Source organism: Empedobacter sp. UBA7248 (assembly GCF_002472945.1).
Lineage (GTDB): Bacteria > Bacteroidota > Bacteroidia > Flavobacteriales > Weeksellaceae > Empedobacter > Empedobacter falsenii_C.
Genome location: NZ_DKSU01000007.1, coordinates 100,900 through 123,338 on the forward strand (window position 1 = coordinate 100,900; position 22,439 = coordinate 123,338).

General features: G+C 29.0%; 20 protein-coding genes. 18 read left to right on the forward strand and 2 right to left on the reverse strand.

The window, feature by feature from the left end; all coding sequences use genetic code 11:
• The first annotated feature begins 47 nt into the window (after positions 1-47).
• From B4A23_RS06130 to B4A23_RS06210, 17 genes are all read left to right on the forward strand, one after another.
• Positions 48-740 carry a GNAT family N-acetyltransferase gene (locus tag B4A23_RS06130; protein WP_291118091.1) on the forward strand — a complete coding sequence of 231 codons (693 nt, stop codon included), beginning with the start codon at positions 48-50 and terminating at the stop codon, positions 738-740.
• The gene (gene rffA, locus B4A23_RS06135) at positions 727-1,863 is read left to right on the forward strand and encodes a dTDP-4-amino-4,6-dideoxygalactose transaminase (RefSeq protein WP_291118094.1); all 1,137 of its coding nucleotides are present in this window, start codon (positions 727-729) and stop codon (positions 1,861-1,863) included. The genes B4A23_RS06130 and rffA overlap by 14 nt, the downstream gene beginning before the upstream one ends.
• Positions 1,856-3,007 (forward strand): TDP-N-acetylfucosamine:lipid II N-acetylfucosaminyltransferase, encoded by a 1,152-nt coding sequence (locus B4A23_RS06140; protein ID WP_291118097.1) that lies wholly within the window; start codon positions 1,856-1,858, stop codon positions 3,005-3,007. The genes rffA and B4A23_RS06140 overlap by 8 nt, the downstream gene beginning before the upstream one ends.
• A gap of 26 nt (positions 3,008-3,033) precedes the next feature.
• On the forward strand, positions 3,034-4,302 hold the full coding sequence (locus B4A23_RS06145) for an MOP flippase family protein (RefSeq protein WP_291118393.1): 1,269 nt from the start codon (positions 3,034-3,036) through the stop codon (positions 4,300-4,302).
• Positions 4,289-5,491 carry a hypothetical protein gene (locus B4A23_RS06150; RefSeq protein ID WP_291118100.1) on the forward strand — a complete coding sequence of 401 codons (1,203 nt, stop codon included), beginning with the start codon at positions 4,289-4,291 and terminating at the stop codon, positions 5,489-5,491. Before B4A23_RS06145 ends, B4A23_RS06150 begins: the two co-directional genes overlap by 14 nt.
• The gene (locus B4A23_RS06155; protein WP_291118102.1) at positions 5,488-6,630 is read left to right on the forward strand and encodes a glycosyltransferase; all 1,143 of its coding nucleotides are present in this window, start codon (positions 5,488-5,490) and stop codon (positions 6,628-6,630) included. Before B4A23_RS06150 ends, B4A23_RS06155 begins: the two co-directional genes overlap by 4 nt.
• A complete protein-coding gene (locus tag B4A23_RS06160; protein ID WP_291118105.1) occupies positions 6,620-7,348 on the forward strand; it encodes a glycosyltransferase in 729 nt (242 codons plus the stop codon). The genes B4A23_RS06155 and B4A23_RS06160 overlap by 11 nt, the downstream gene beginning before the upstream one ends.
• Entirely contained in the window at positions 7,345-8,382 is a 1,038-nt protein-coding gene (locus B4A23_RS06165) for a polysaccharide biosynthesis protein (RefSeq protein WP_291118109.1), read from the forward strand. Before B4A23_RS06160 ends, B4A23_RS06165 begins: the two co-directional genes overlap by 4 nt.
• A gap of 15 nt (positions 8,383-8,397) precedes the next feature.
• Positions 8,398-8,817, forward strand: coding sequence for a WxcM-like domain-containing protein (locus B4A23_RS06170; RefSeq protein WP_291118112.1), 420 nt, complete (start codon positions 8,398-8,400; stop codon positions 8,815-8,817).
• Positions 8,817-9,935: an NAD-dependent epimerase/dehydratase family protein gene (locus tag B4A23_RS06175; protein WP_291118115.1), complete on the forward strand. Its 1,119-nt coding sequence runs from the start codon at positions 8,817-8,819 to the stop codon at positions 9,933-9,935. The genes B4A23_RS06170 and B4A23_RS06175 overlap by 1 nt, the downstream gene beginning before the upstream one ends.
• A 15-nt stretch (positions 9,936-9,950) precedes the next feature.
• On the forward strand, positions 9,951-11,090 hold the full coding sequence (wecB, locus tag B4A23_RS06180; RefSeq protein WP_291118118.1) for a non-hydrolyzing UDP-N-acetylglucosamine 2-epimerase: 1,140 nt from the start codon (positions 9,951-9,953) through the stop codon (positions 11,088-11,090).
• Between the two features lie 5 nt (positions 11,091-11,095).
• Positions 11,096-12,304, forward strand: coding sequence for a glycosyltransferase family 4 protein (locus tag B4A23_RS06185; protein ID WP_282629971.1), 1,209 nt, complete (start codon positions 11,096-11,098; stop codon positions 12,302-12,304).
• Positions 12,301-13,203 carry an NAD-dependent epimerase/dehydratase family protein gene (locus tag B4A23_RS06190; protein WP_291118123.1) on the forward strand — a complete coding sequence of 301 codons (903 nt, stop codon included), beginning with the start codon at positions 12,301-12,303 and terminating at the stop codon, positions 13,201-13,203. Before B4A23_RS06185 ends, B4A23_RS06190 begins: the two co-directional genes overlap by 4 nt.
• Positions 13,204-13,206: 3 nt before the next feature.
• Positions 13,207-13,758 (forward strand): sugar transferase, encoded by a 552-nt coding sequence (locus B4A23_RS06195; protein ID WP_291118126.1) that lies wholly within the window; start codon positions 13,207-13,209, stop codon positions 13,756-13,758.
• A gap of 2,112 nt (positions 13,759-15,870) precedes the next feature.
• Positions 15,871-16,653, forward strand: coding sequence for an RNA polymerase sigma factor (locus B4A23_RS06200; protein WP_291118129.1), 783 nt, complete (start codon positions 15,871-15,873; stop codon positions 16,651-16,653).
• Positions 16,654-16,655: 2 nt separating this feature from the next.
• On the forward strand, positions 16,656-17,753 hold the full coding sequence (locus B4A23_RS06205; RefSeq protein ID WP_291118132.1) for a hypothetical protein: 1,098 nt from the start codon (positions 16,656-16,658) through the stop codon (positions 17,751-17,753).
• A 555-nt stretch (positions 17,754-18,308) separates the two neighbouring features.
• Positions 18,309-19,445: a DegT/DnrJ/EryC1/StrS family aminotransferase gene (locus tag B4A23_RS06210; RefSeq protein ID WP_291118136.1), complete on the forward strand. Its 1,137-nt coding sequence runs from the start codon at positions 18,309-18,311 to the stop codon at positions 19,443-19,445.
• A 176-nt stretch (positions 19,446-19,621) separates the two neighbouring features.
• Here B4A23_RS06210 and B4A23_RS06215 read toward each other — a convergent pair whose 3' ends face one another.
• Both B4A23_RS06215 and B4A23_RS06220 read right to left on the reverse strand, forming a co-directional pair.
• Positions 19,622-20,614 carry a hypothetical protein gene (locus B4A23_RS06215; RefSeq protein WP_291118139.1) on the reverse strand — a complete coding sequence of 331 codons (993 nt, stop codon included), beginning with the start codon at positions 20,612-20,614 and terminating at the stop codon, positions 19,622-19,624.
• The gene (locus B4A23_RS06220) at positions 20,607-21,263 is read right to left on the reverse strand and encodes an ATP-binding cassette domain-containing protein (protein WP_291118142.1); all 657 of its coding nucleotides are present in this window, start codon (positions 21,261-21,263) and stop codon (positions 20,607-20,609) included. The genes B4A23_RS06215 and B4A23_RS06220 overlap by 8 nt, the downstream gene beginning before the upstream one ends.
• A gap of 96 nt (positions 21,264-21,359) precedes the next feature.
• Between B4A23_RS06220 and B4A23_RS06225 the strand changes: the two genes are divergently transcribed.
• Positions 21,360-22,379, forward strand: a complete 1,020-nt coding sequence (locus tag B4A23_RS06225; protein ID WP_038336503.1) for a phenylalanine--tRNA ligase subunit alpha — start codon at positions 21,360-21,362, stop codon at positions 22,377-22,379.
• Positions 22,380-22,439 lie beyond the last annotated feature (60 nt).

Consider the following 22,439-nt stretch of genomic DNA (forward strand, 5'->3'; position numbering starts at 1 on the left):
CAAGTAAATAAAAAAAATAATTAAATTATAAAAAAAACAATATTATTATGATGAATTCAAAAATTGAATTAATTAATTGGGACAGCAAATTTTTTAATAAAGAAATAGGTAAAATTAATATTTCAAATATTGAAGAATTTCCAAATGATCAATTGAAATCATTTGATTTGGTATATGTTTTTAGCCAAAATGATAGTTTGGATTTTAAATTAATAGATAAAAAAATAGTTTATCTGATTGAAAATATTGAAAAAACTGAAAACGAGATGTTAGACGTGCAATTTTATAATTCAGATATTGATAAGTATGAAGAATTACTATTGTTAACATTACAAAGCGGAGAATATTCTAGGTTTAAATTAGATGAAAACTTTAAAAATAATGAGTATGAAAAGCTTTATAGAGAATGGATAGATAAATCTATTAGTAAAGATTTAGCTTTTGAAATAATAGTCAAAAAAATTGAAGATAAGATTGTGGGATTTACCACTCTCGCAAAAAAATCTGACGAATTAGCTGATATAAGCTTGGTTGCAGTGGATAGTAATTATAGAGGTAAAGGGATTGCATTAGAATTAATAAAAAAGAGTATTGAAGTAGCAAAGCAAAAAAACTTCAAAAAAATTCAAGTTGTTACTCAGTTAGATAATGAACCAGCAAATAAACTTTATTTAAAAGCCGGTTTTAAAGAAGAATCAATAACATATATATATCACGTTTGGAATTATGATACCATTTAATAAACCCTATTTAACAGGGAAAGAGACGCATTATATGTACGATGCTGTACATACAGGTAAATTATCAGGAAATGGAAAATTTACTAAGTTGTGTCAAGAATTTTTTGAAAATACTTATGGATTTAAAAAAACACTATTGACCACATCATGTACAGATGCTTTAGAAATGGCTGCTATTTTAGTCAATATAAAGCCAGGAGATGAAGTTATCATGCCGTCTTATACATTTGTATCAACATCTAATGCATTTGTGCTAAGAGGAGCAAAAATTGTATTTGCTGACAGTAGAAAAGACCATCCAGGAATCGACGAAGATTTAATCGAAGGTCTTATTACTGAGAATACTAAAGCTATAGTACCTGTACATTATGCAGGAGTTGCTTGTGATATGGAAAAGATAATGAATATTGCTAATAAATACAATATTTTTGTTGTAGAGGATGCTGCACAAGCAATTGATAGTTATTTTACTTTTAGTAATGGTGAAAAGAAAGCGTTAGGAAGTATAGGTCATTTATCAGCATTTTCTTTTCATGAGACCAAAAATATAATTTCAGGAGAAGGTGGTTTATTAGCGATTAATGACAAAAGATTTATTGAAAGAGCTGAAATTATTTGGGAAAAAGGTACTAATAGATCTGCCTTTTTTAGAGGAGAAGTAGATAAATATGGATGGGTAGATATGGGATCTTCATTTTTACCTTCTGAAATTATTTCAGCATTTTTATGGGCTCAGATTGAAGGTTTAAGAATGATTCAAGATAAAAGAATCCATTTATGGAACTTATATTTTGATGGTCTTAAAGATTGGACTAAATCTAAGAATGTAAGGTTACCTATAATTCCAGATTTTGCAACAAATAATGGACATATGTTTTACATGATTTTTGATTCAATTGAACATAGAGAAGAAATTATTAAGAAATTAAAAGATAATAATATTCATGCTGTTTTTCATTATTTGAGTCTTCACGAAAGTCCATTTTATAAAGATAAGCATGATGGTAGAGAATTGAAAAATTCAGATTATTATTCAGACTGCCTTGTTAGATTACCTATGTTTTATGAATTAAGTGATCTTCAGATAAAAAACATTATTGATGTAATTAAAAATAATGACTAAAATAGCTCATTTTATTTTAGATGAAAAAGTAACGGAAAATATTATTGAAAATTTCCAAAAAGTAACAGATTACAATATTTTTTACATATTAGGAGATAAGAACAATCTAAAATATTTAAAAATATTTAATAATAATATTATAATTTTAAATGAAAAAGAGTTTGTTATATCTAATATAGATTCAGAAATTAATGCTGTGATTGTTCATAGTTTACATCATGTTTTTTCTAAAGTTTTATTAGAACTAGATTCTAGTATAAAAGTTGCTTGGTTTGCTTGGGGGTATGATATTTATGACTCACCTAAGATTATAAAAAACTTATATGGAAAAAAAACATTAAGCCTGATAAAGCATTTTGATAAAACTTACAATGTTAAGCACATTATTAAAAATATATTTTTTCTTAGAAAGATATATTATAAGATTTTTAGTAACACAATAGATTATTATTCTCTAAATAAAGAAGCATATAAAAAAATCAATTTTTTTTGTTCTTATATAAAAGAGGATTATGAAATTTTTTCAAAGTATAATTCAAATAATATTGAATTTTTTGAAACTATATATTTTTCTATTGATCAATATTTAGCTGGGTTAGTTGACTTATCAATAAAAAATGAGGCTAAAGACATATTAATAGGAAATTCAAATTCTTATGAAAATAATCATTTAGAAGTAATAGATATTCTTAAACAAACGGAGTTTGAAGGAAAAGTTATTTGTCCTCTTAATTATGGTGATAATATACAATATAGAGATTTAATAATTAAGTTGGGTAATAATTTTCTAGGAGATAGATTTACACCTCTTGTTAATTTTTTAAGTCGAGAAGAATATTTGTTATTATTATCAAATTGTAGTACAGCTATTTTTTATCATTTTAGACAACAAGCTATGGGAAATATTATTGCATTGTTATTTTTAGGAATTCGTATTTATTTTTCAAGTAAAAATCCTGTTTATTCTTATCTTGTTAGATTAGGAATAAGTGTTTATGACTTTGATAAGGATTTTATTGTTTTTAAGAACTCGATTTTAGATGCTGAATTACAAAATAAAAATAGAGAAATTATAGAGAAAAACTTTAGTAATTGTAATATACATTTTCAATATAATTCTTTAATAAAAAAATTGTTACAATAAAATTGAGTTATTTATTTAAAATAGGATTGAAATGGACTACATTAAGTAGTCTATTTATAGTATGTTGTTCTCTTCTCAGTATTACTATTCTTACAAGATATGTAGATAAATCAGAGTTCGGATTAATTGCAATTATACTATTTTCATTAAGCTTTTTTGATCTATTTAATGATATGGGGATTTCGGCATCAATTCTTCATAAGCAAAATATTAGTCAGGAAGAGTATTCTAGTTTGTATTGGTTTAACATTTTCGTTAGCATTTTTTTGTATTGTATTATATTTATTATATCACCATTAATATCAATGTTTTATAAACTCCCTGAGTTATCAAGTTTAATTCAGATTGCGGGTTTAAGTATTCTGATAAATGGTGTTGGTAGACAATTTAAAGTGATTCAGGATAAAGAATTAAGATTTAAAAATATAAGTATAGTTGAAATACTATCTGCATTAATAGCATTAATAATTTCTTCTTATTTAGCTATACGTGGATATGGAGTATATGCATTAATAGCAAATACACTAACATCTGTTACATTAAGTAATCTTCTTTTCTTTTTTATTAGTTATAAATTAGGACATCGGATAACATTTTACTTTAGTTATTTAAAAGTAAAACCTTTTTTAAAAATAGGATTATACCAAATGGGAGGGCAAGTTGCAAACTATTTTAGTCGTGATTTTGATATACTTATTATTGGAAAAATTATGGGTCCTGAAATTTTAGGTGTATATAGTTTATCAAAACAATTAGTAGCTAGGCCATATCAAGTATTAAATCCAATAATAATAAAAGTAGCTACTCCCTTATTAGCTACTTTTCAGAGTTCTCCGGAAAAGCTTAGAGATAATTATTTAAAGTTTATTAATATTATAGGTACATTAAATATTATTGCATATTCATTATTATTTCTTTTTGCTCCAATAATTATTGGAATATTATATGGAGATAATTATGTTGAAGCTAATATGATAGTTAGAATCCTTTGTGTTTATATGATTATAAGATCAGTAGGTAATCCAATAGGTAGTTTGACAATAGCTACGGGGAAAACATATTTAGAATTTTACTGGAATTTATTAATGATGTTGTTAATACCATTATTTATCTTCGTTGGATCTTTTTTTGGAATATATGCAATTTCTTATGCATTGGTATTAAGTTCAATAATTGGTTTTTATCCATTTTGGAGATTTTTAGTGTCAAAAATGATAAATGTAAGTTTTTGGGAGTATTTCAAAAAATGTTTTTTAATTGATTTTAAAAATTTAATAGTAAATGAAAGAGAATAGATTAAAAAAAAATTCAGTATTAGATAATATATTTTGTTTCATATTATTTCTTTCACTTGTTTTACCTAACAATGATTATTTCTTAATTAAAAGTATTGGGATCACCTTAAAGTCATGTTTATTTCTTTTTCTAATTGTACTAAATTTACTTGGTAATAAGCAAGAAATAAATCCGTTCTATTTAGATAAAAAAATCATTATATTTTTTTTACTTATTTTTTTTGGAGAAATAATAATGAAACCCATTATTTATAATGAAACTATAAATAATGGATTTAAGAGTTTTTATTTAGGAATTCCGTTATTACTTTCTTTGAGTATATTATTTTTCGGATTAAGGATTGATATAAAAAAAGTATGGAATACTTTATTGTTTACAATAGTTATATCGATATTATTATCAGTAATACTATATTTTTATAATATTCCATTTTTAAATCAATTAGATAGTGGTAGAGAATTTATATTAAGTGGGCGTATACATAATGCTAATGTATCTTTTGGTTTGATAGCATTTTTTTTATTATTAAAATATAAGAACAATTGGTTTGCTAAAAAAAAGTTTTATTTAATAATTATAATTGCATCACTTTTATTAGCATTTAATAGAACATTTTTAGGTTTAATACTTTTATTATTATTATATCTTATATATGAAGGGTATAAAGATGGAAATGTTAAAATGTTATTTAGAGTTCTATTAATCACGATTTTATTTTGGTTTATTATTTATTTTGTATATATAAGTGATGAATCTTTTAGTAATCAAATAAATAGTAGAATTCTTTATTTATTTGATACATCAATAAAATCGAATGATAGATTATTTGAGAATAATAGAGATGTTATATACGAAGGTATTTTAAGTCGAATTGATGAAGGATATTGGTTAATAGGTCTACCATTTACGAAACCAATTTTTATTAATTTTTTAAATGAAGGTGCAAAGTATACAGATACAAGTCTGATAAATATTTTATTAAGATTTGGTTTTTTTCCAATGATAATTTTAATATTAATATTTATAAAAATGTATAAAAAATCAAAAACGGTATTATTCAAATTAATATTTATTACGTTTTTATTAGCTTCTTTTAATATAGATACTTTATATAGACATAATTCAATATTTTTCTTAACAATATTATTTTATGTTGATTTATGGACCTTTAATAATAAAGAAATATGAAAATACTATATTTAACTAATGAAAGTTACTATAATAGCCCAATAATAGACTCTCAAGTAATTTCTTTACTTGATGAAATTTGCAAGAAAGATAATAATGTTAATGTAACTGTTATTACTTTTGATCAAGAGGCAAAAGAAATTTACTTTAATAAGAATTTTAAGTTAAAATTAATTAAAAATCGTGGACATGTTTTAAATTTAATTTTTTCAATATTTTATCCTCTTTTTGCAAAAAAAATGGATATAATACATGTAAGAAGTTATCCTAGTATGTTTGGTGCAATTGTTACTAAATTAATAAAAGGGACAAAAATAATTTTTGATCCAAGAGGTTTATATGCAGATGAATTGAAATATAAAAAAAAGGACACTTTTTATAGAGTTTTTAAATTTAGTGAAAAACTTTTTTGTAAGTTGAGTGATGCTATTATTGTAGTTTCTAAGCCTTTTGAAAAGTATTTTATTACTAAATATAGTATAAGTAAAACCAAAGTAAATATTATTAGTACATTTCCTCAAGCAAATAATACAAAAGATAATATAGATTCTTACAATATTAAAAAACAATATTTTAATTCGGAAAATGTTAAAATATTTGTTTATTCTGGTTCTTTTGAAAAATGGCAGCTAGTTGATAAAGTTTTTGATTTTTTTGCTTTAGTAGAAAAATTAATTCCCAATTCTAGGTTTGCTATATTTTCTAAAGATGTAAATGAATTTGAAAATTTAATAAATAATAGAAGGTTAAATAGAAATAATTTTTTTGTTAAAAGTCTTTCAAAAACTGAAATGCTATATTACTTAAGCCAATGTGATTATGGAATTTTATTTAGAGATGATGATATCATTAATTTAGTTTCAGCTCCAATTAAGTTTAAAGAATATCTTAACTCTGGACTGACAATGATAATGACTAATTCAATAGGAGACTCATCTGAATTTATTTCTATAAATAATATTGGATATACAATAGAAAATACAGAAAAAGAAGATTTTTTAGCTGTAATTGAAAAAATTAAACAGAAAGGAGTTGTAGATAAACTTATCATTAAGACTATATCTGCTAATAATTTTAATATTAATATTTCAACAAATGAAACTTACAAAATATATAAAAAATTGATGGATGAATATTAGTGTATGTTTAGCTACTTATAATGGTGAGAAGTATATTGAAGAGCAATTACGTTCAATTATTGATCAATTGATCGAAGGAGACGAACTTTTAATATTGGACGATTGCTCAACAGATAATACATTGGAAGTAATTAAAAAAATAGATTCTCGATTCATAAGGATTCATGAAAATAATACAAATGTAGGACACGTTAAAACATTTGAAAAATTAATAACTATGACAAAAAATGAGTATATTTTTTTATCTGATCAAGATGATATTTGGAATGCAAATAAAAGAAAAACATTCTTACAAGTATTTGAAAGTAAAGATAATGTAAGTGTCATTACAAGTAATATGGATTATATTGATAATATTGGAAACAAATTAGAATTTGATACTTTTAAAATAGTTACGAGTAATTCTTCAAAATATTATAAAAATATTTTAGATATATTTTTAGGAAAATCTTTGTATTATGGTAGTACTATGGCTTTTAGAAAAGAATTAAAAAGTATAATACTACCATTCCCAAGTTGTTTAGAATCTCATGATATTTGGATAGGTTTAATAGCTAATTTTGTTAATGGAAATTATTTTATTGAAAGTAAAACATTATTTAGAAGGCTACATGAAAATAATGTAACAAAAAATAACCGTACATTTCTTAAAAGAATTTATTCAAGATATATCTTTTTAAGAAATATTTTTGAAATCCTAAAAAGATTAAATAAATGAAAGCAATAAAAAATAAAACCCTATTAATTACAGGAGGAACAGGTTCTTTCGGGACAGCTGTTCTTAACCGTTTTTTAGCAACAGATCATTTTAAAGAAATTCGTGTTTTTTCTCGTGATGAGAAAAAGCAAGATGATATGCGTAATCTTTATAAAAATGAGAAAATTAAATATTACATCGGTGATGTTCGCGATTATAGTTCTGTAGAGCCTGCAACACGTGGAGTAGATTATATTTTTCATGCAGCAGCGTTGAAGCAAGTGCCATCTTGTGAGTTTTTTCCAATGCAAGCAGTAAAAACCAATGTTGAAGGTACGCAGAATGTTATTCGTGCAGCTGCAGCGAACAAGGTACAAAAGGTAATTTGCCTTTCAACAGATAAGGCGGCTTATCCAATTAACGCTATGGGAATTTCCAAAGCAATGATGGAAAAGGTGGCTGTAGCCGAAGCAAGAAATCTAACAGAAACTGTAGTTTGTCTAACACGTTATGGTAACGTTATGGCATCTCGTGGTTCGGTGATTCCATTATTTTTGAATCAAATTCAGAGAGGAGAGGCAATTACTATTACAGATCCTAATATGTCTCGTTTTTTCATGTCATTGGAAGATGCTGTAGATTTGGTATTGTTCGCTTTTGAAAACGGAAATCCTGGAGATTTATTTGTCAACAAAGCTCCCGCAGGAAGTATTGGAGATTTGGCGCAAGCTTTAATTGAAATGACAGGTAAAGAAGTTCCAGTAAAAATTATTGGGACGCGTCACGGTGAAAAATTATACGAAACACTTTGTACACGTGAAGAAATGATGAAAGCAGAAGATATGGGCGATTTTTATCGTGTTCCTGCAGATAATCGCGATCTGAATTATGCGAAATACTTTTCAGAAGGTGAAGAAGATGTTTCTAAAATCGAAGATTATCATTCTCATAATACAGAGCAACAAGGTGTTGAAGGTCTTAAAAAATTAATTTCAAAATTGCCATTAATTCGTAAAGAAATTTTTGGTGAAGATGTAATGCAATATCCTTATTAATCTAAGAATCTAAATATGAACAATTTGATTTTTGATGGTAAAAAGTATGAAGACGAAAGAGGAATCATCACATTTAATAATGAATTTGATACTTCTGAAATCAAACGTATTTATACCATAGAAAATCATTCTTTAGATTTTATTCGAGGTTGGCAAGGGCATAAAGTCGAGCAACGTTGGTTTGCTGCAATGAAAGGTGAATTTGAAGTTTCTGTGATTGAAATTGATAATTTTGATCAACCTTCGAAAGATTTAAGGATTTCGAAATACCATTTAAAAGACGAATCTTTAACTTACCTGCATATCCCTTCTGGACATATTACCGCAATTCAAGCAAAAAAGGATGGAAGTAAATTGTTGGTTCTTGGAGATTATGCCTTAGGCGAAATCCAAGATGAATATAGGTTTGCATTAGATTATTTTAAAAACGAATAATGAAAAAAATAGGAATTACAGGACAAAATGGTTTCGTTGGAAAGCATTTATACAATACTTTAAGTTTATTCCCAGAAGAATTTGAAAGAGTAGATTTTCAAAAAGAATTCTTTGAAGATGAAACCAAACTGGATGAATTTACTTCAAAATGTGATGTTATTGTTCATCTTGCTGCAATGAATCGTCATGAATCGGAGCAGTTTATTTATGAAACAAATGTCGGTTTAGCTAAAAATTTGGTTGACTCATTAAAAAGAACGAACTCTAAAGCTCATGTTTTAATTTCTTCTTCGACGCAAGAAGAGCGTGATAATCTATATGGGAAATCAAAAAAAGAAGGACGTGAAGCGATTGTAAATTGGGCAAATGAAGCTGGCGGAAAAGTAACAGGTCTTATTATTCCAAACGTTTTTGGAGCATTCGGGAAACCGTTCTACAATTCGTTTATCGCAACTTTTTGTCATCAATTAACGCATGGAGAAATGCCAACAATTGCCAATGACGGAGAAGTGAAGCTGATCTATGTTCAAGAATTGGTGATGACTATTATTAACGAAATTCGTTCAGAGAAAAGTCAGTCAGAATTATTTGTAGAGCCAACTGCAACTAAGAAAGTTTCTGAAGTTTTAGTTTTATTATATGATTATAAAACTAAATATTTCGACGGTAGCGAAATCCCAGTTTTAATGGATAAATTCGAACATAATTTGTTCAATACCTATCGTTCGTACATCGATTATAAAACACATTTTCCAGTTAAGTTTACGCAGCATACAGATCCAAGAGGAGCTTTTGTTGAGGTGATTCGTTTGGGAATTGGCGGTCAATGTTCTTTCTCAACAACGGTTCCTGATATTACAAGAGGAAATCATTATCATACACGTAAAATTGAACGTTTTGCTGTGATTAAAGGAAAAGCTTTGATTCAATTGCGTAAGATTGATACGGATGAAGTTATGGATTTCTATTTAGACGGAACAGAACCAGCTTATGTGGATATGCCAATTTGGTATACCCATAATATCAAAAATATCGGAGACGAAGATTTATATACAATTTTCTGGATAGATGAACCATTTAATCCAGAGGATGCGGATACATATTTTGAAACGGTTTAACAACTAAACATAACAATGAAAAAACTAAAAGTAATGACGGTTGTGGGAACACGACCTGAAATCATAAGATTATCAAGAGTATTGTCAGCTTTGGATGCTTCCGAAGCTATAGAGCATACAATAGTCCATACTGGACAAAATTATGATTACGAATTAAACCAGATTTTTTTTGAAGATTTAGGACTTCGTAAGCCAGATTATTTCTTAGAAGCGGCTGGAAAAACAGCAACAGAAACTGTTGGAAATATCTTAATTAAAATTGATCCATTGTTAGAGGAATTAGAACCTGATGCATTTTTGGTTTTAGGAGATACCAATTCTTGCCTATGTGCGATTCCTGCAAAGAAAAGACATATTCCGATTTTCCACATGGAAGCTGGAAATAGATGTTTTGATCAACGTGTACCAGAGGAAACGAATCGTAAAATTGTAGACCATACTTCGGATATTAACTTAACTTATTCGGATATTGCTCGTGAGTATTTATTGAGGGAAGGTCTTCCTGCGGATAGAATCATCAAAACAGGTTCTCCAATGTTTGAAGTTTTGACTCATTATTTACCAGAAATTAAAGTGTCGAATGTTTTAGAAAAATTAAATCTTGAAAAAGGTAAATTCTTCGTTGTGTCTTCTCATCGTGAAGAAAATATCAATTCTGAGAAAAATTTCCGTGGTTTAATGACTTCTTTAAATGCAATCGCTGAAAAATATAAATATCCAATTATTGTTTCTACGCATCCACGTACGCAAAACATGATTGACAAGATGCAAATTGAAATGCGTCCTGAAATTCAGTTTTTAAAACCATTAGGTTTCCATGATTATAATGCGTTGCAAATGCATGCATACGCTTGTTTATCGGATTCAGGAACAATTTCTGAGGAATCTTCAATACTAAACTTTAGAGCATTGAATATTCGTCAAGCACACGAACGTCCTGAAGCGATGGAAGAAGCATCAGTAATGATGGTTGGACTTTCACCAGAAAGAATTATGCAAGGTTTAACACAGGTTTTACAACAAAAAGTAGGCGATGAAAGAAATTTCCGCCCTGTTGCAGATTACTCAATGCCAAATGTTTCAGAGAAAGTCGTAAGAATTATTATTTCGTACGCAGATTATATTAAAAGAACTGTTTGGTCTGAGGAAATTTAGTTGGAATGAATATTCTTATTGTTACCCAATATTTTTATCCAGAAACATTTAAAAGTACCGATTTAGCTTTTGAATTACAAAAGCGTGGGCATCAAGTAACAGTTCTGACAGGTATTCCAAACTACCCTGAAGGAGAAATTTATGATGGTTACGGTTATAAAAAAAAGAGGAATCAAAACATAGAAGGGGTTGAAATAGTTCGATCATTATTACTTCCTCGTGGAAAAGGAGGAGGAATTCGTCTTTTTTTGAATTATTATTCTTTTGCATTTTTTGCTTCTTTAAAGGCTCGTAAATTGGCTCGTCAGAAAAAATATGATGCAATTATTGTCCATGAACCTTCTCCAATCACTCAATTTTACCCAGCACTTACAGTTAAGAAAATTCAAAAAATACCTATTTACTTTTGGGTAATGGATTTATGGCCTGAAAGTTTGGAGATAGCAGGAGGCGTTAAGAATAAAAGCATTCTAAATTATTATAAACGTGTTGTACAAGGCTTTTATCAAGAATCTGAAAAACTCTTAATTACTTCAAAAGGTTTTAGAAAGTCAATATTAGAGAAAGGAGAGTTTGGTCATAAAATTGAGTATTTTCCAAACTGGGCAGAAGAAAGTATTTCAGAAGGTGAAACAAATTACCCAATTCCTGACTTACCAGAAGGCTTTAAAATTTTATTTGCTGGAAATGTAGGTGAAGCACAAGATATGGACACAATTATGAAAGCAGCTTTATTATTGAAAAATTATAAAGAAATAAAATTCATAATTGTTGGCGATGGAAGAAAGATGCCTTTTGTGCAAGAATTTGTTAAGGAACATCAATTGCAAGAAACAGTGCATACAGTTGGACGGTTTCCAGTTGAAGCAATGGCTACTTTCTTTGCAGAAGCAGATTTGTTGTTGGTTAGTCTTAAAGATGATCCTATTTTTAACTTAACAGTTCCTGCAAAAGTTCAGGCATATATGTCATCTGGTAAACCTATATTAGCTATGTTAAATGGAGAAGGAGCTGAGACAATAAATGAAGCTGATTGTGGTTTTACTGTGCCATCATCAGACGAAACTAAATTAGCTGATGTTATTAAAAAGGCAGCTAATTTTGATAAAGCTATATTGGAAGAGAAAGGAAGAAATGGAAAAAAATATTTTTCTGAACGATTCACATTAAAATCATGTATAGATAATTTGGAAAGAATTTTAGTTAAAAAATGAAAATAACTATTACTGGAGCTTCAGGTTTTGTAGGTCAAAATCTCTCATCATATTTAAAAAATAACCATCATTCTATTGAATCACTTTCTTTACGAGGAAATTGGTTATCTAAATTAGATAAAAATGCTGATGCCATTATTCATCTTGCAGGTAAAGCTCACGATTTAGAAAATGTCTCTGATGAATCTGAATATTTTAAGATTAATCGTGATTTAACTATTCAACTTTTTTATGAGTTTTTGAAATCAGAAGTGAAAGATTTCTTTTATTTTAGTTCTGTTAAAGCTGGTGCTGATACTGCAGATAATACTATTGATGAAGAGATAGTTCCGAATCCTTTAACACCATATGGTAAATCAAAGTTTGAAGCTGAACAATATTTATTGGCTCAAAATTTACCAGAAGGAAAACGTTTATTTATTGTACGTCCTTGTATGATACATGGACCTGGAAATAAAGGGAACTTAAATTTATTATATAAAGTTGTTGAAAAGGGTATTCCTTGGCCGTTATCAAAATTTGATAATAGTCGTTCATTCTTGAGTATTGACAATTTATCTTATTTAGTACAAGAAATGTTAATCAATAAGACTGTAAAATCAGGTGTTTATAATTTTTCAGACGATCAATTCTTATCGACGAACCAATTAATTATTGCAATAAATAAAGCTTTGGAACGTAAAGCGAAATTTTTACCTATTCCAAAAGGTATAATACAAGCTGTTGCAAAGGTTGGTGATATAATTCGATTTCCATTAAATTCTGAACGAATTAAGAAGTTAACGGAAAATTATGTTGTTTCCAACCAAAAAATTAAATTGGCTTTAGGTATTAAACAATTACCTTTGTCGGCAGAAGAAGGAATTATTAAAACAATAAAAAGCTTTAAGCAAAACTAAACTATGACACGATTATTCGACATATTATTCTCTTTTTTCGGCATATTATTTTTATGGCCAATAGGAGTCATTCTTTTTATCATTGGACTTTTTGATACTGGTTCGCCAATTTTTGTACAAGAACGTGTAGGAAAAGGAAAGAAAGCATTCAATTTGCTTAAGTTTCGTACAATGGATGTGAATACAAAATCGGTAGCATCACATTTAGCATCTCAAGCACAAGTAACGAAGTTTGGAGCATTTTTGCGTAAATCTAAATTAGACGAATTACCACAATTAATTAATGTGTTGATAGGGGATATGAGTTTAGTTGGAGCTAGACCATGTCTATTTAATCAAACAGAATTGATCGAGGAACGTGAGAAAAGAGGTGTTTATAATTATCTACCAGGAATTACAGGTTTAGGACAAATTAATAATGTCGACATGTCAACACCTGAAAAATTAGCGAAATTAGATGCCGAAATGTATCAAACAATGTCTATTTCTAATTATTTTAAATACATTATCGGAACTGTTTCTGGAAAAGGACAGGGAGATGCCGTTAAGAAATAATATAATAATATAACATATAAAAAGGCTCCAAGTTGGAGCCTTTTTATATGTTAAGCATCTTGAAAAACTCGTATAACTTGATTTCCCTAGATGTACATATTTTTTCAAGAGTAGTGATAGGGATATTATACTCAATATAATCTTTATCTTGAGATGCTTTTTTAATCTTTCTAACAATACTTTCTTCTATATTATGCTCATCAGCAAACTTTCTTTGTGAATCAGAATTTATTATCCAATTATAATATATGTATTTACATATATGTCTGTTTACGCTATCCATTATAGCAAATTAAGAGTAGTATGTAAAAATAATGCGGTCGATAGTGCGCAATTAAAAATATATTACTATATTTGTTATCAGATAGTTAAAAAATAAAGTAATTATACTTTGATCTCGCTTTTGAAAACTGGTAATTTTTGTAGCAACGAGAAAATAAGTAAATTTGCTCACGACCTAGGCGTGGGCTCACTTATTGTTGCACGGTATACCAGTACCTCAAAAGCTTTAAGATGAGTTCTACGCCTTTTTGTATGGTCATTTCTCCACAAAATAGCATTGGACTTCATGCAATATACTTGGTTTTATTCCTCTACAAATCAAGAAAAATATACTCTCTCTAGATTGTGTTTTGGATAAAGAAATGCACAGACGGTTATTCGATTCAGTTAGAATTGAAAAGTGATAGAAAGATTCTTCGATAAGCTTAGAATGATAGAAAAGAATATTCACCACATAGGTACATAGAACTGGACGGAGAAAATAAAGATCAATAGAGAAGATAAATCTTTTAAACATAGTAAGGAGATCGCTATGTTTCAGCTTACTGAACTATACAATCTCTAAAATAAAAAAATAAAAACCTATGTTTCTATTGTGGTTAAAAAATAACACAGAACGTAAAACTTAATAAAAACCCCTTTCCCCAAAACAAAGTTGGCGCGATGTACTGGAAAGGATGGCTTTTAAAACTAATGTTGAATTTAAAAACTATGTAAAATTATGAGAAAATTTTACTTCAAATTCAGTAGGCAATTGTATGCTGAGCTACTGAGATTGTTTTGTGCTATACCTTTATATGCGCAAATAAAAACCATGACTGACATGGTAAAAAAAATTTGAATCTTAGTGATGGATATACTACTAGTAGGAAGGAGAAATAGTGAACAAAATTATTAACAATAAAGACTCACATTTAATTCCCCGAAGACAACTTATAAGAGAGTGAATGATCTTCATAAAAGTAGTGTTAATTTTTATTTCATTTATTAATGTAATTTTTAAAACTGTCTAAGGGGAATTTGTGGGTTTATGCCTGGTTTCATAATGACAAAATTCGTTGTCAAAATCGAATTAGAATTTTAATTAGAAAAAACACGTAAAACTTAATAAAAACCTATGTTTCTATTGTGGTTAGATAAATTAAATGTTAAAAAGAGTTAAAATCCTGTATCGTTGTATATCGAAAATGACACTTTTCTGTATCGGTTGTGTATCCGCGCTATATCCATTCTGTATCCATTGTATATGCATTCCGTATGGTTAGTTCGAGGTTCGTGTATCGGAAGGGATTGTTAAGATGTAGTATGTATTAAGTAAAAAGTACAGATTAGATGTTAGATATAAGAATCGAGATGTTAAAATTGTAAGATGTCTTATGTGTTTGAGGATGAGGTTCTGTGACGAACTAAGAATAACAACGAATTCGAATATTGAAAAAGGATTATAAAAATGTCATATGATTTGGAGGCGAGTGTCAAAAAGTTGAAGCCATGGTTAAAATGTTTTACTATTTGCGTAGCAAATGATTTAAAACATTCAATGGCTGAAACTTATTTTGAACGTCGAAAATCAAAGACAAGTCTTTTTTCGTTAGTTTTTTTGACTGTTCCCCGAAGGGCATGTGAATACCAATAATTAAAATAGATGTTCAATGAATAAAAAAAGTGACAAAATATTTCTCGATACCTCGAGATGACACATTAGATAGGATTCTGAAACAAGTTCAGAGTGACAAAATCTGTTTTTAAAACTAATGTTGAATTAAAAAAACATGTAAAAACGTAGAACGTAATACGCATCACGTTAAACATAAATAAACCACCTTTATTATGCTACAAAAAGAATATGAATTATTGAAAAAAGGCGATCCCAAAGCTTTGGAGCAAATCTATTCACGACATAAAAGACTACTTTTTTGGATTGGTAAACAAATAATTGATGATGAATTTGTTGTAGAATGTTTGGTACAAGATGCTTTCCTTAGATTATGGGAATATCGAGATAACATAGAAAGACCTGAACATATCTTTTATTTCACGCGACTTGTTTTGAAACAAAGTTTTTATTCGCATTATAGAAGGTCTAAAAATAAATTTTTTAGGTCGGTGCATTCATTAGATAGTTACGAGAATTATGATAGTTATTTGACTGGATACGATCCTTTAGAGGTTGCAGAAAACATAAGGGATAAAGTAATACATGACCAACATTATGAAGAAATTAGAAAAATATTACCCTTATTAAGTGCTGAAAGAAAACATTTGATTGAACTCTGCTTGAAATATGGATTCAGATACAAAGCGATTGCCAATGCAATGGGAAAAAGAGTTTCAGAAACGAGTAAGGAGATTAAAAGTGCAATAGAGGATCTTAAGAACCTTATAAATAGTCATGATGTATTAGTGTCTAAAAAGAAAATAGTTTCTAAGGAAAAGGAACAAAATCAAATGACCGAAAAACAATCGTTGATTTTAAAGCTTCGATTCGAGAAGAAACAATCGTTTACAACTATTGCCAAGACATTAGAACTTTCTCAGAAAGAAGTGCACAATGAGTTTGTAGTCGCTTATAAATTGACACAACAAAACAAGTTTAAACCCCTAAGTAACTAAATATGGAAAATTCTACAGTTTTTTTAACACGTAAAATACAGCTAATTGCTGATTTACCGACTAAAGAAGAACGAAAAGAAGTTGTGAGTACGCTTTATAAATGGCAAAATAGATGTTTTATAGCGGCTAATTTGATTGTTTCTCATTTGTATGTGCAAGAAATGGTGAAAGATTTTTTTTATTTCTCTGACGGAATCAAATATAAATTAGTAGACGAAAACAAAGATGAAGATGGTATACTCAAATGTTCACGGTCGACTACCATTTATCGTGTACTCTCAAAACGTTTTAAGGACGAAGTTCCAATGTATATATTGTCTAGTTTGATGAATACGTTATACCTATCCTTCAAGAAGGATTGTGTCAGGTATTGGAAAGGTGAACTTTCATTAAAAATTTTTAAACGAGATATAGCAATTCCTTTTAATATAGCGAGGATAAGTAAATTCTCGTATGATACAGATAAAAAATACATTTATTTTAAACTTTATAAAATACCTTTTAAAACGTATCTTGGAAGAGATTATATTGATAATTATAAGCTATTGGAGCAAATAGTAAATAAAGAAATTAGAATTTGTAGATCGCATATTAAATTAGAAAAAAATAAAATATTTTGGGTATTCACTGTAGAAATTGAAAAAGAAAAAAATCAATTACAACCCGATATTATTGCAGAAGTTTCTTTGTCGTTGGAATATCCGTTGGTTGTAAAAATAGGTAGATCTCAACTTACCATTGGTAGCAAAGAAGAATTTTTGTACAGAAGATTAGCGATACAAGCTTCTCGTAAAAGAATACTAGAAGGAGTGCCTTATTGCAAAGGAGGGAAAGGAAAAGCAAGAAAATTAAAAATAGCAAAAAAATTAAAAAATACAGAGAGTAAATATGTTCATCATCGGCTACATGTTTACAGTAGAATGTTAATTGATTTTTGCGTTGAAAAAAAAGCAGGAACGATAGTTATTCTAGATCAAGAAGAAAAAATAGAAATTGCCAAAGAAGAAAGATTTGTCCTAAGAAACTGGAGTTATTATGAACTCATTAATAAAATAAAATATAAAGCTGATAAAGCAGGTATTGAGCTTATAACAGCTTAAACCATAATTTCGGAGGGTGATTTGTACACCCATAGGGTGAGGTAATTGTTAACGCTCATCAAATGTGAATAACATATACAAAACGGGGGGATTTTTTAGATTTTATTGAAACTTGCTAGATACTCCCAACATAAAGGCAGGATAAAGGCAACATAGTGGCAGTAGAATGTATGTAAAAGATTTTTGATTTACGATGTGGGATTTACGATTTTAGAATTGAAAATGTATTAAATACGATGTGTTTGAGGATGAGATTAAGGATGAGGTTCTGAAACGAGTCCAGAATGACAATAAATTTGAATGTTTAAAAGGAAATTAAAAATCCGACGATCCAGCAGCACATTATCGTCAGTCTAAATGGCGTTTGAAAAATGCTGTATCGAAGACTTAGACGATGAATAATGAATTATAAAAAAGGCATTAAAACTCTCACGTTAAGAAAATGTTTGAGAGAGTATTAATAAGATTTTTTATTTTACGAAGTTTTTATGATTAACTAATGATATTAAAATTATAGTTTTATGTTAAATTTGCTCTATTAAAACAACTAACCAAATGCAAACTAAAATCTGGCTTTCATCTCCGCATCTTTCAGGAAATGAAATGAAATACATTCAAGATGCTTTTGATAAAAATTGGATCACATCCATTGGTGATAATATTGATGGATTTGAGTCTGATATTCAAAAAGCGTTGAATACATCAAATCCAATTGTTGCATTAAATAGTTGTACATCAGTTTTACATTTAGCACTTATTATGCTTGGAGTAAAACAGAATGACGAAGTTATTACACAAACATTGACTTTTTGTGGTTCTACAAACCCTATTGTTTATTGTGGCGCAACACCTGTATTCATCGATTCAGAAAAAGATACATGGAATCTTTGTCCAATTGCATTAGAAGAAGCGATTAAAGATCGTATTGCAAAAGGAAAAACACCAAAGGCAATTTTAGCGGTTCATTTGTATGGAATGCCTTACAAGGTTGACGAAATACATGCTATTGCAGAAAAATATAACATTCCTGTGATAGAAGATGCTGCAGAAGCCTTAGGTTCTACTTTCAAAGGTAAAGCTTGTGGAACGTTAGGTCGTTTCGGAGCATTATCGTTTAACGGGAATAAAATTATTACAACTTCTGGTGGTGGAGCTTTGGTTTCTCATACACAAGAAGATAAAGATAAAGCGGTATTTTTAGCAACTCAGGCTCGTGATAATGCACCACATTATCAACATTCGCATATTGGGTACAATTACCGTATGAGTAATATTACAGCAGGTATTGGTCGTGGACAAATGGAAGTTTTAGCGGATAGAGTAGCAGCTCGTCGTGCAATGAATAAATTCTACCAAGAGTTGTTTGCGGATATTGATGGCGTAACTGTTTTTGTAGAACCAAGTTCTGATTATTTTTCTAATCATTGGTTATCAGCGATTTTAATTGATCCAAAAGTAGCAGGGAAAACGCGCGAAGATTTACGTTTAGCTTTCTTGGAAGATGATATCGAATCTCGTCCGTTATGGAAACCTATGCACATGCAACCTGTCTTTGCAGATGCACCTTATTATGGAGGAACGGTAGCAGAAGAATTATTCGAAAATGGATTATGTCTTCCTTCTGGTTCTAATTTAACTGATGTAGAACACGAACGAATTACAGCTAAAGTAAAAGAAGTATTTGGAAAATAATTTTCAAAATATAATATCAATCAAATCCTCTTAAGTTTTCTTAGGAGGATTTTTTGTTTATTAAAGCATTTATCTTCATCTTATCGTCAGTCAGAGTGGCGTTTGCAAAACGTTGTATCGAAGACTTAGACGATAAACAAAGTTAAATCTCTCTCGTTAAAAAATAATGTAATTATCTACAAATAAAACCCAGAATCCCCAGTAATCCTTTCCTTCGTGAATTTACGGAAAGCAATGAGATGTAGAATAAAACTCATCGGAAAAATACTCAGATAAAGCAACCAATCTACTTTTTCATTTAAAATAATCGTTAGAAAAAAACAGACAATAAGCATCGAAAGTAAACCAATTGGAAATTGATGATTGATAAAAATATATTTGATTGGAAAAGTAATAATAATTGCTCCTAAACAACTTATTCCGTAACCAAAATAGGTTGGATTTAGAAATAAAGCCATTATCAAACAAGGTAAAATAAAGAGCAAACTGTTTAGGCTAAAATCAATTTCATTCTTTAGTATATATTGTTTGTTGGATAATTTTGAACTTATAAAGTAAGCTAATTTTTCTGTTTTTTGAATATTTCCGAGAAGGAGAAAAAGAATTCCTACAATAGAAACGAGGAACAAATTCAGGTTATTTTCAATCAATCCTTGATACGAAATGTAATAGGCGCCAATAAAAATGAGATAATTAATTTTGAATCGTCTAAGCTGAACAATCGTCAAAACATCTAAAATTCGAAGTCTATTTTTCACCATTGGTTTACCAATTTTTCCATTATAAAAAGTGAAAAATAGAATGAAAGCAAAAATAACCGCTAAACTAATCATCCAACCAAAATGAATAGCCACAATAATGTTGAAAACATTAACAAGAATGAGATCTATAAGATAAATGAGATAGGTTTTTCGGGGATTGAATAAACCTTTTAAAAGTCCAAAATCTTTTCTGATATTTACTTGCTGACTTGCCATAAAACTAAAAAATAGAACAAGATATTCTTTATAATCGAAAGCAGGGAAACTCGGAAAACTACCATTCAATATTTTGAAAATAATGACAAAATAAAGGATAAAAGGTATCCAAAATTTAGACGAATCGTTATAGGTTAATTGGCGAAAACGGTTGATATAAATGATTTTTAGCGTATATTGAATTTTATCCATGATCGATTGATTGCATAAACAAGTTCATAATATTTTCATTCTCAACTTCCGTAATTTGTTGCTCATTTACATAAAAAGTTTTAGTCAAATAAGGCGAAACAATTTCGATAATATGCGAAGAAACAAACACAATATTTTCCTTTGCTAATTCTCTAATTTTATGGAGTAAAACATAATTACTTTCGATATCTAAACCATTAAAAGGTTCATCGAAAATATAAATTTTATAATCATCAAATTGTAAAATAGTATTGACATATGCCTTTTTCAGCGTTCCTGTTGACATCGTTTTAAGTAAAACTTTTTCGTTAATATCAAAGATTCGAGTAGAACTTGAATTCTTTCTACCTGATACTTTTTGATAAAATTTATAAAATTCATCCGCAGTCAAATATTCATAAATCATTGGTTCGGTTGCTAAAAATGCAACATCAGAAGGTTGTAGAATTTCATTGTTTAATCTAATTGTTCCTTCATAGGATTTCAAACCGCACAAGGTTTTTAGAAAAGTACTTTTTCCTTGTCCATTTCTCCCAAAAACGCCATACAAACCATTCGAATCTATTTTGAGATCGATCGCTTTCAAAATAACTTTATCTAAATCATAACTGATTTTTTCAAGATTAATTTCTAAAATTGGTTGAGCCATTTTTACAGAGTTTTAGTGGAATAAAGATAAAAGTACTCGAATAATTTGTTATAAGTTGATTATCGGTTAAATTTGTAATCAAATTGATCAGAAATTATGATTGACCAAATCAAACAATATATTGAAGAAGTAAAAAACTTCCATTCAACAAATGCTGCTGAAATTGAAGAATTCAGAATTAAATTTTTAGGAAAAAAAGGAATTTTAACGGACTTGTTTACACAGTTCAAATCTGTTCCGAATGAACAAAAAAAGGAATTTGGTCAAGTTGTGAATGAATTAAAAACATTGGCAACAGAAAAATCAACTGTTCTTAAAAATGAAATCTCAAACGAAGGAAAAACTGATTCTTCTTTAGATTTAACGCGTCCTGGAGAGCCTTTTACATTGGGATCTCGTCATCCAATTAACATTACAAAAAATCGTATTATCGAGATTTTTAATCGTATTGGATTTAGCGTTTCTGAAGGTCCAGAAATCGAAGATGATTGGCACAATTTTACCGCGTTAAATTTGCCAGCGCATCACCCTGCGAGAGACATGCAAGATACATTTTTCATCGAAACTGATCCTGATATTGTGTTGCGTACGCATACATCGTCTACGCAGATTCGTCATATGGAGAAAAATCAACCTCCAATGCGTTTCTTAGCGCCAGGTCGTGTTTACCGTAACGAAGCTATTTCGTCTCGTTCGCATATGATGTTCCACCAAATCGAAGGTTTGTATATCGACGAAGGTGTTTCGTTTGCAGATTTGAAACAAACTTTAAGTTATTTTACAACTGAGTTATTTGGAAAATCTGAAATTCGTTTACGTCCTTCATATTTCCCATTTACAGAGCCTTCTGCTGAGGTTGACGTGTATTGGGGATTAGAAACTGAAACCGATTATCGTATGACAAAGGGTACAGGTTGGTTAGAAATTATGGGATGTGGAATGGTAGATCCTAACGTTTTGCGCAATGTAGATATCGATCCTGAAAAATATTCGGGTTATGCATTCGGTATGGGAATTGAGCGTATTGCGTTGTTGTTGTATCAAATTGGGGATATCCGTTTGTACACAGAAAATGATAAACGTTTCTTAGAGCAATTCCAATCAGAATTGTTTTAAGATTAATTAAATATAAAGACTAAAAGGAACTCAATTTGAGTTCCTTTTTTTATTTACTAC

Coding starts and splice junctions, on each gene's coding strand:
- B4A23_RS06190 (WP_291118123.1), top strand. CDS start 12,301: ATGAAAATAACTATTACTGGAGCTTCAGGTTTTGTAGGTCAAAATCTC.
- B4A23_RS06200 (WP_291118129.1), top strand. CDS start 15,871: ATGCTACAAAAAGAATATGAATTATTGAAAAAAGGCGATCCCAAAGCT.
- B4A23_RS06160 (WP_291118105.1), top strand. CDS start 6,620: ATGAATATTAGTGTATGTTTAGCTACTTATAATGGTGAGAAGTATATT.
- rffA (WP_291118094.1), top strand. CDS start 727: ATGATACCATTTAATAAACCCTATTTAACAGGGAAAGAGACGCATTAT.
- B4A23_RS06205 (WP_291118132.1), top strand. CDS start 16,656: ATGGAAAATTCTACAGTTTTTTTAACACGTAAAATACAGCTAATTGCT.
- B4A23_RS06130 (WP_291118091.1), top strand. CDS start 48: ATGATGAATTCAAAAATTGAATTAATTAATTGGGACAGCAAATTTTTT.
- B4A23_RS06175 (WP_291118115.1), top strand. CDS start 8,817: ATGAAAAAAATAGGAATTACAGGACAAAATGGTTTCGTTGGAAAGCAT.
- B4A23_RS06220 (WP_291118142.1), bottom strand. CDS start 21,263: ATGGCTCAACCAATTTTAGAAATTAATCTTGAAAAAATCAGTTATGAT.
- B4A23_RS06165 (WP_291118109.1), top strand. CDS start 7,345: ATGAAAGCAATAAAAAATAAAACCCTATTAATTACAGGAGGAACAGGT.
- B4A23_RS06185 (WP_282629971.1), top strand. CDS start 11,096: ATGAATATTCTTATTGTTACCCAATATTTTTATCCAGAAACATTTAAA.
- B4A23_RS06170 (WP_291118112.1), top strand. CDS start 8,398: ATGAACAATTTGATTTTTGATGGTAAAAAGTATGAAGACGAAAGAGGA.
- B4A23_RS06150 (WP_291118100.1), top strand. CDS start 4,289: ATGAAAGAGAATAGATTAAAAAAAAATTCAGTATTAGATAATATATTT.
- B4A23_RS06215 (WP_291118139.1), bottom strand. CDS start 20,614: ATGGATAAAATTCAATATACGCTAAAAATCATTTATATCAACCGTTTT.
- B4A23_RS06210 (WP_291118136.1), top strand. CDS start 18,309: ATGCAAACTAAAATCTGGCTTTCATCTCCGCATCTTTCAGGAAATGAA.
- B4A23_RS06195 (WP_291118126.1), top strand. CDS start 13,207: ATGACACGATTATTCGACATATTATTCTCTTTTTTCGGCATATTATTT.
- wecB (WP_291118118.1), top strand. CDS start 9,951: ATGAAAAAACTAAAAGTAATGACGGTTGTGGGAACACGACCTGAAATC.
- B4A23_RS06155 (WP_291118102.1), top strand. CDS start 5,488: ATGAAAATACTATATTTAACTAATGAAAGTTACTATAATAGCCCAATA.
- B4A23_RS06225 (WP_038336503.1), top strand. CDS start 21,360: ATGATTGACCAAATCAAACAATATATTGAAGAAGTAAAAAACTTCCAT.
- B4A23_RS06140 (WP_291118097.1), top strand. CDS start 1,856: ATGACTAAAATAGCTCATTTTATTTTAGATGAAAAAGTAACGGAAAAT.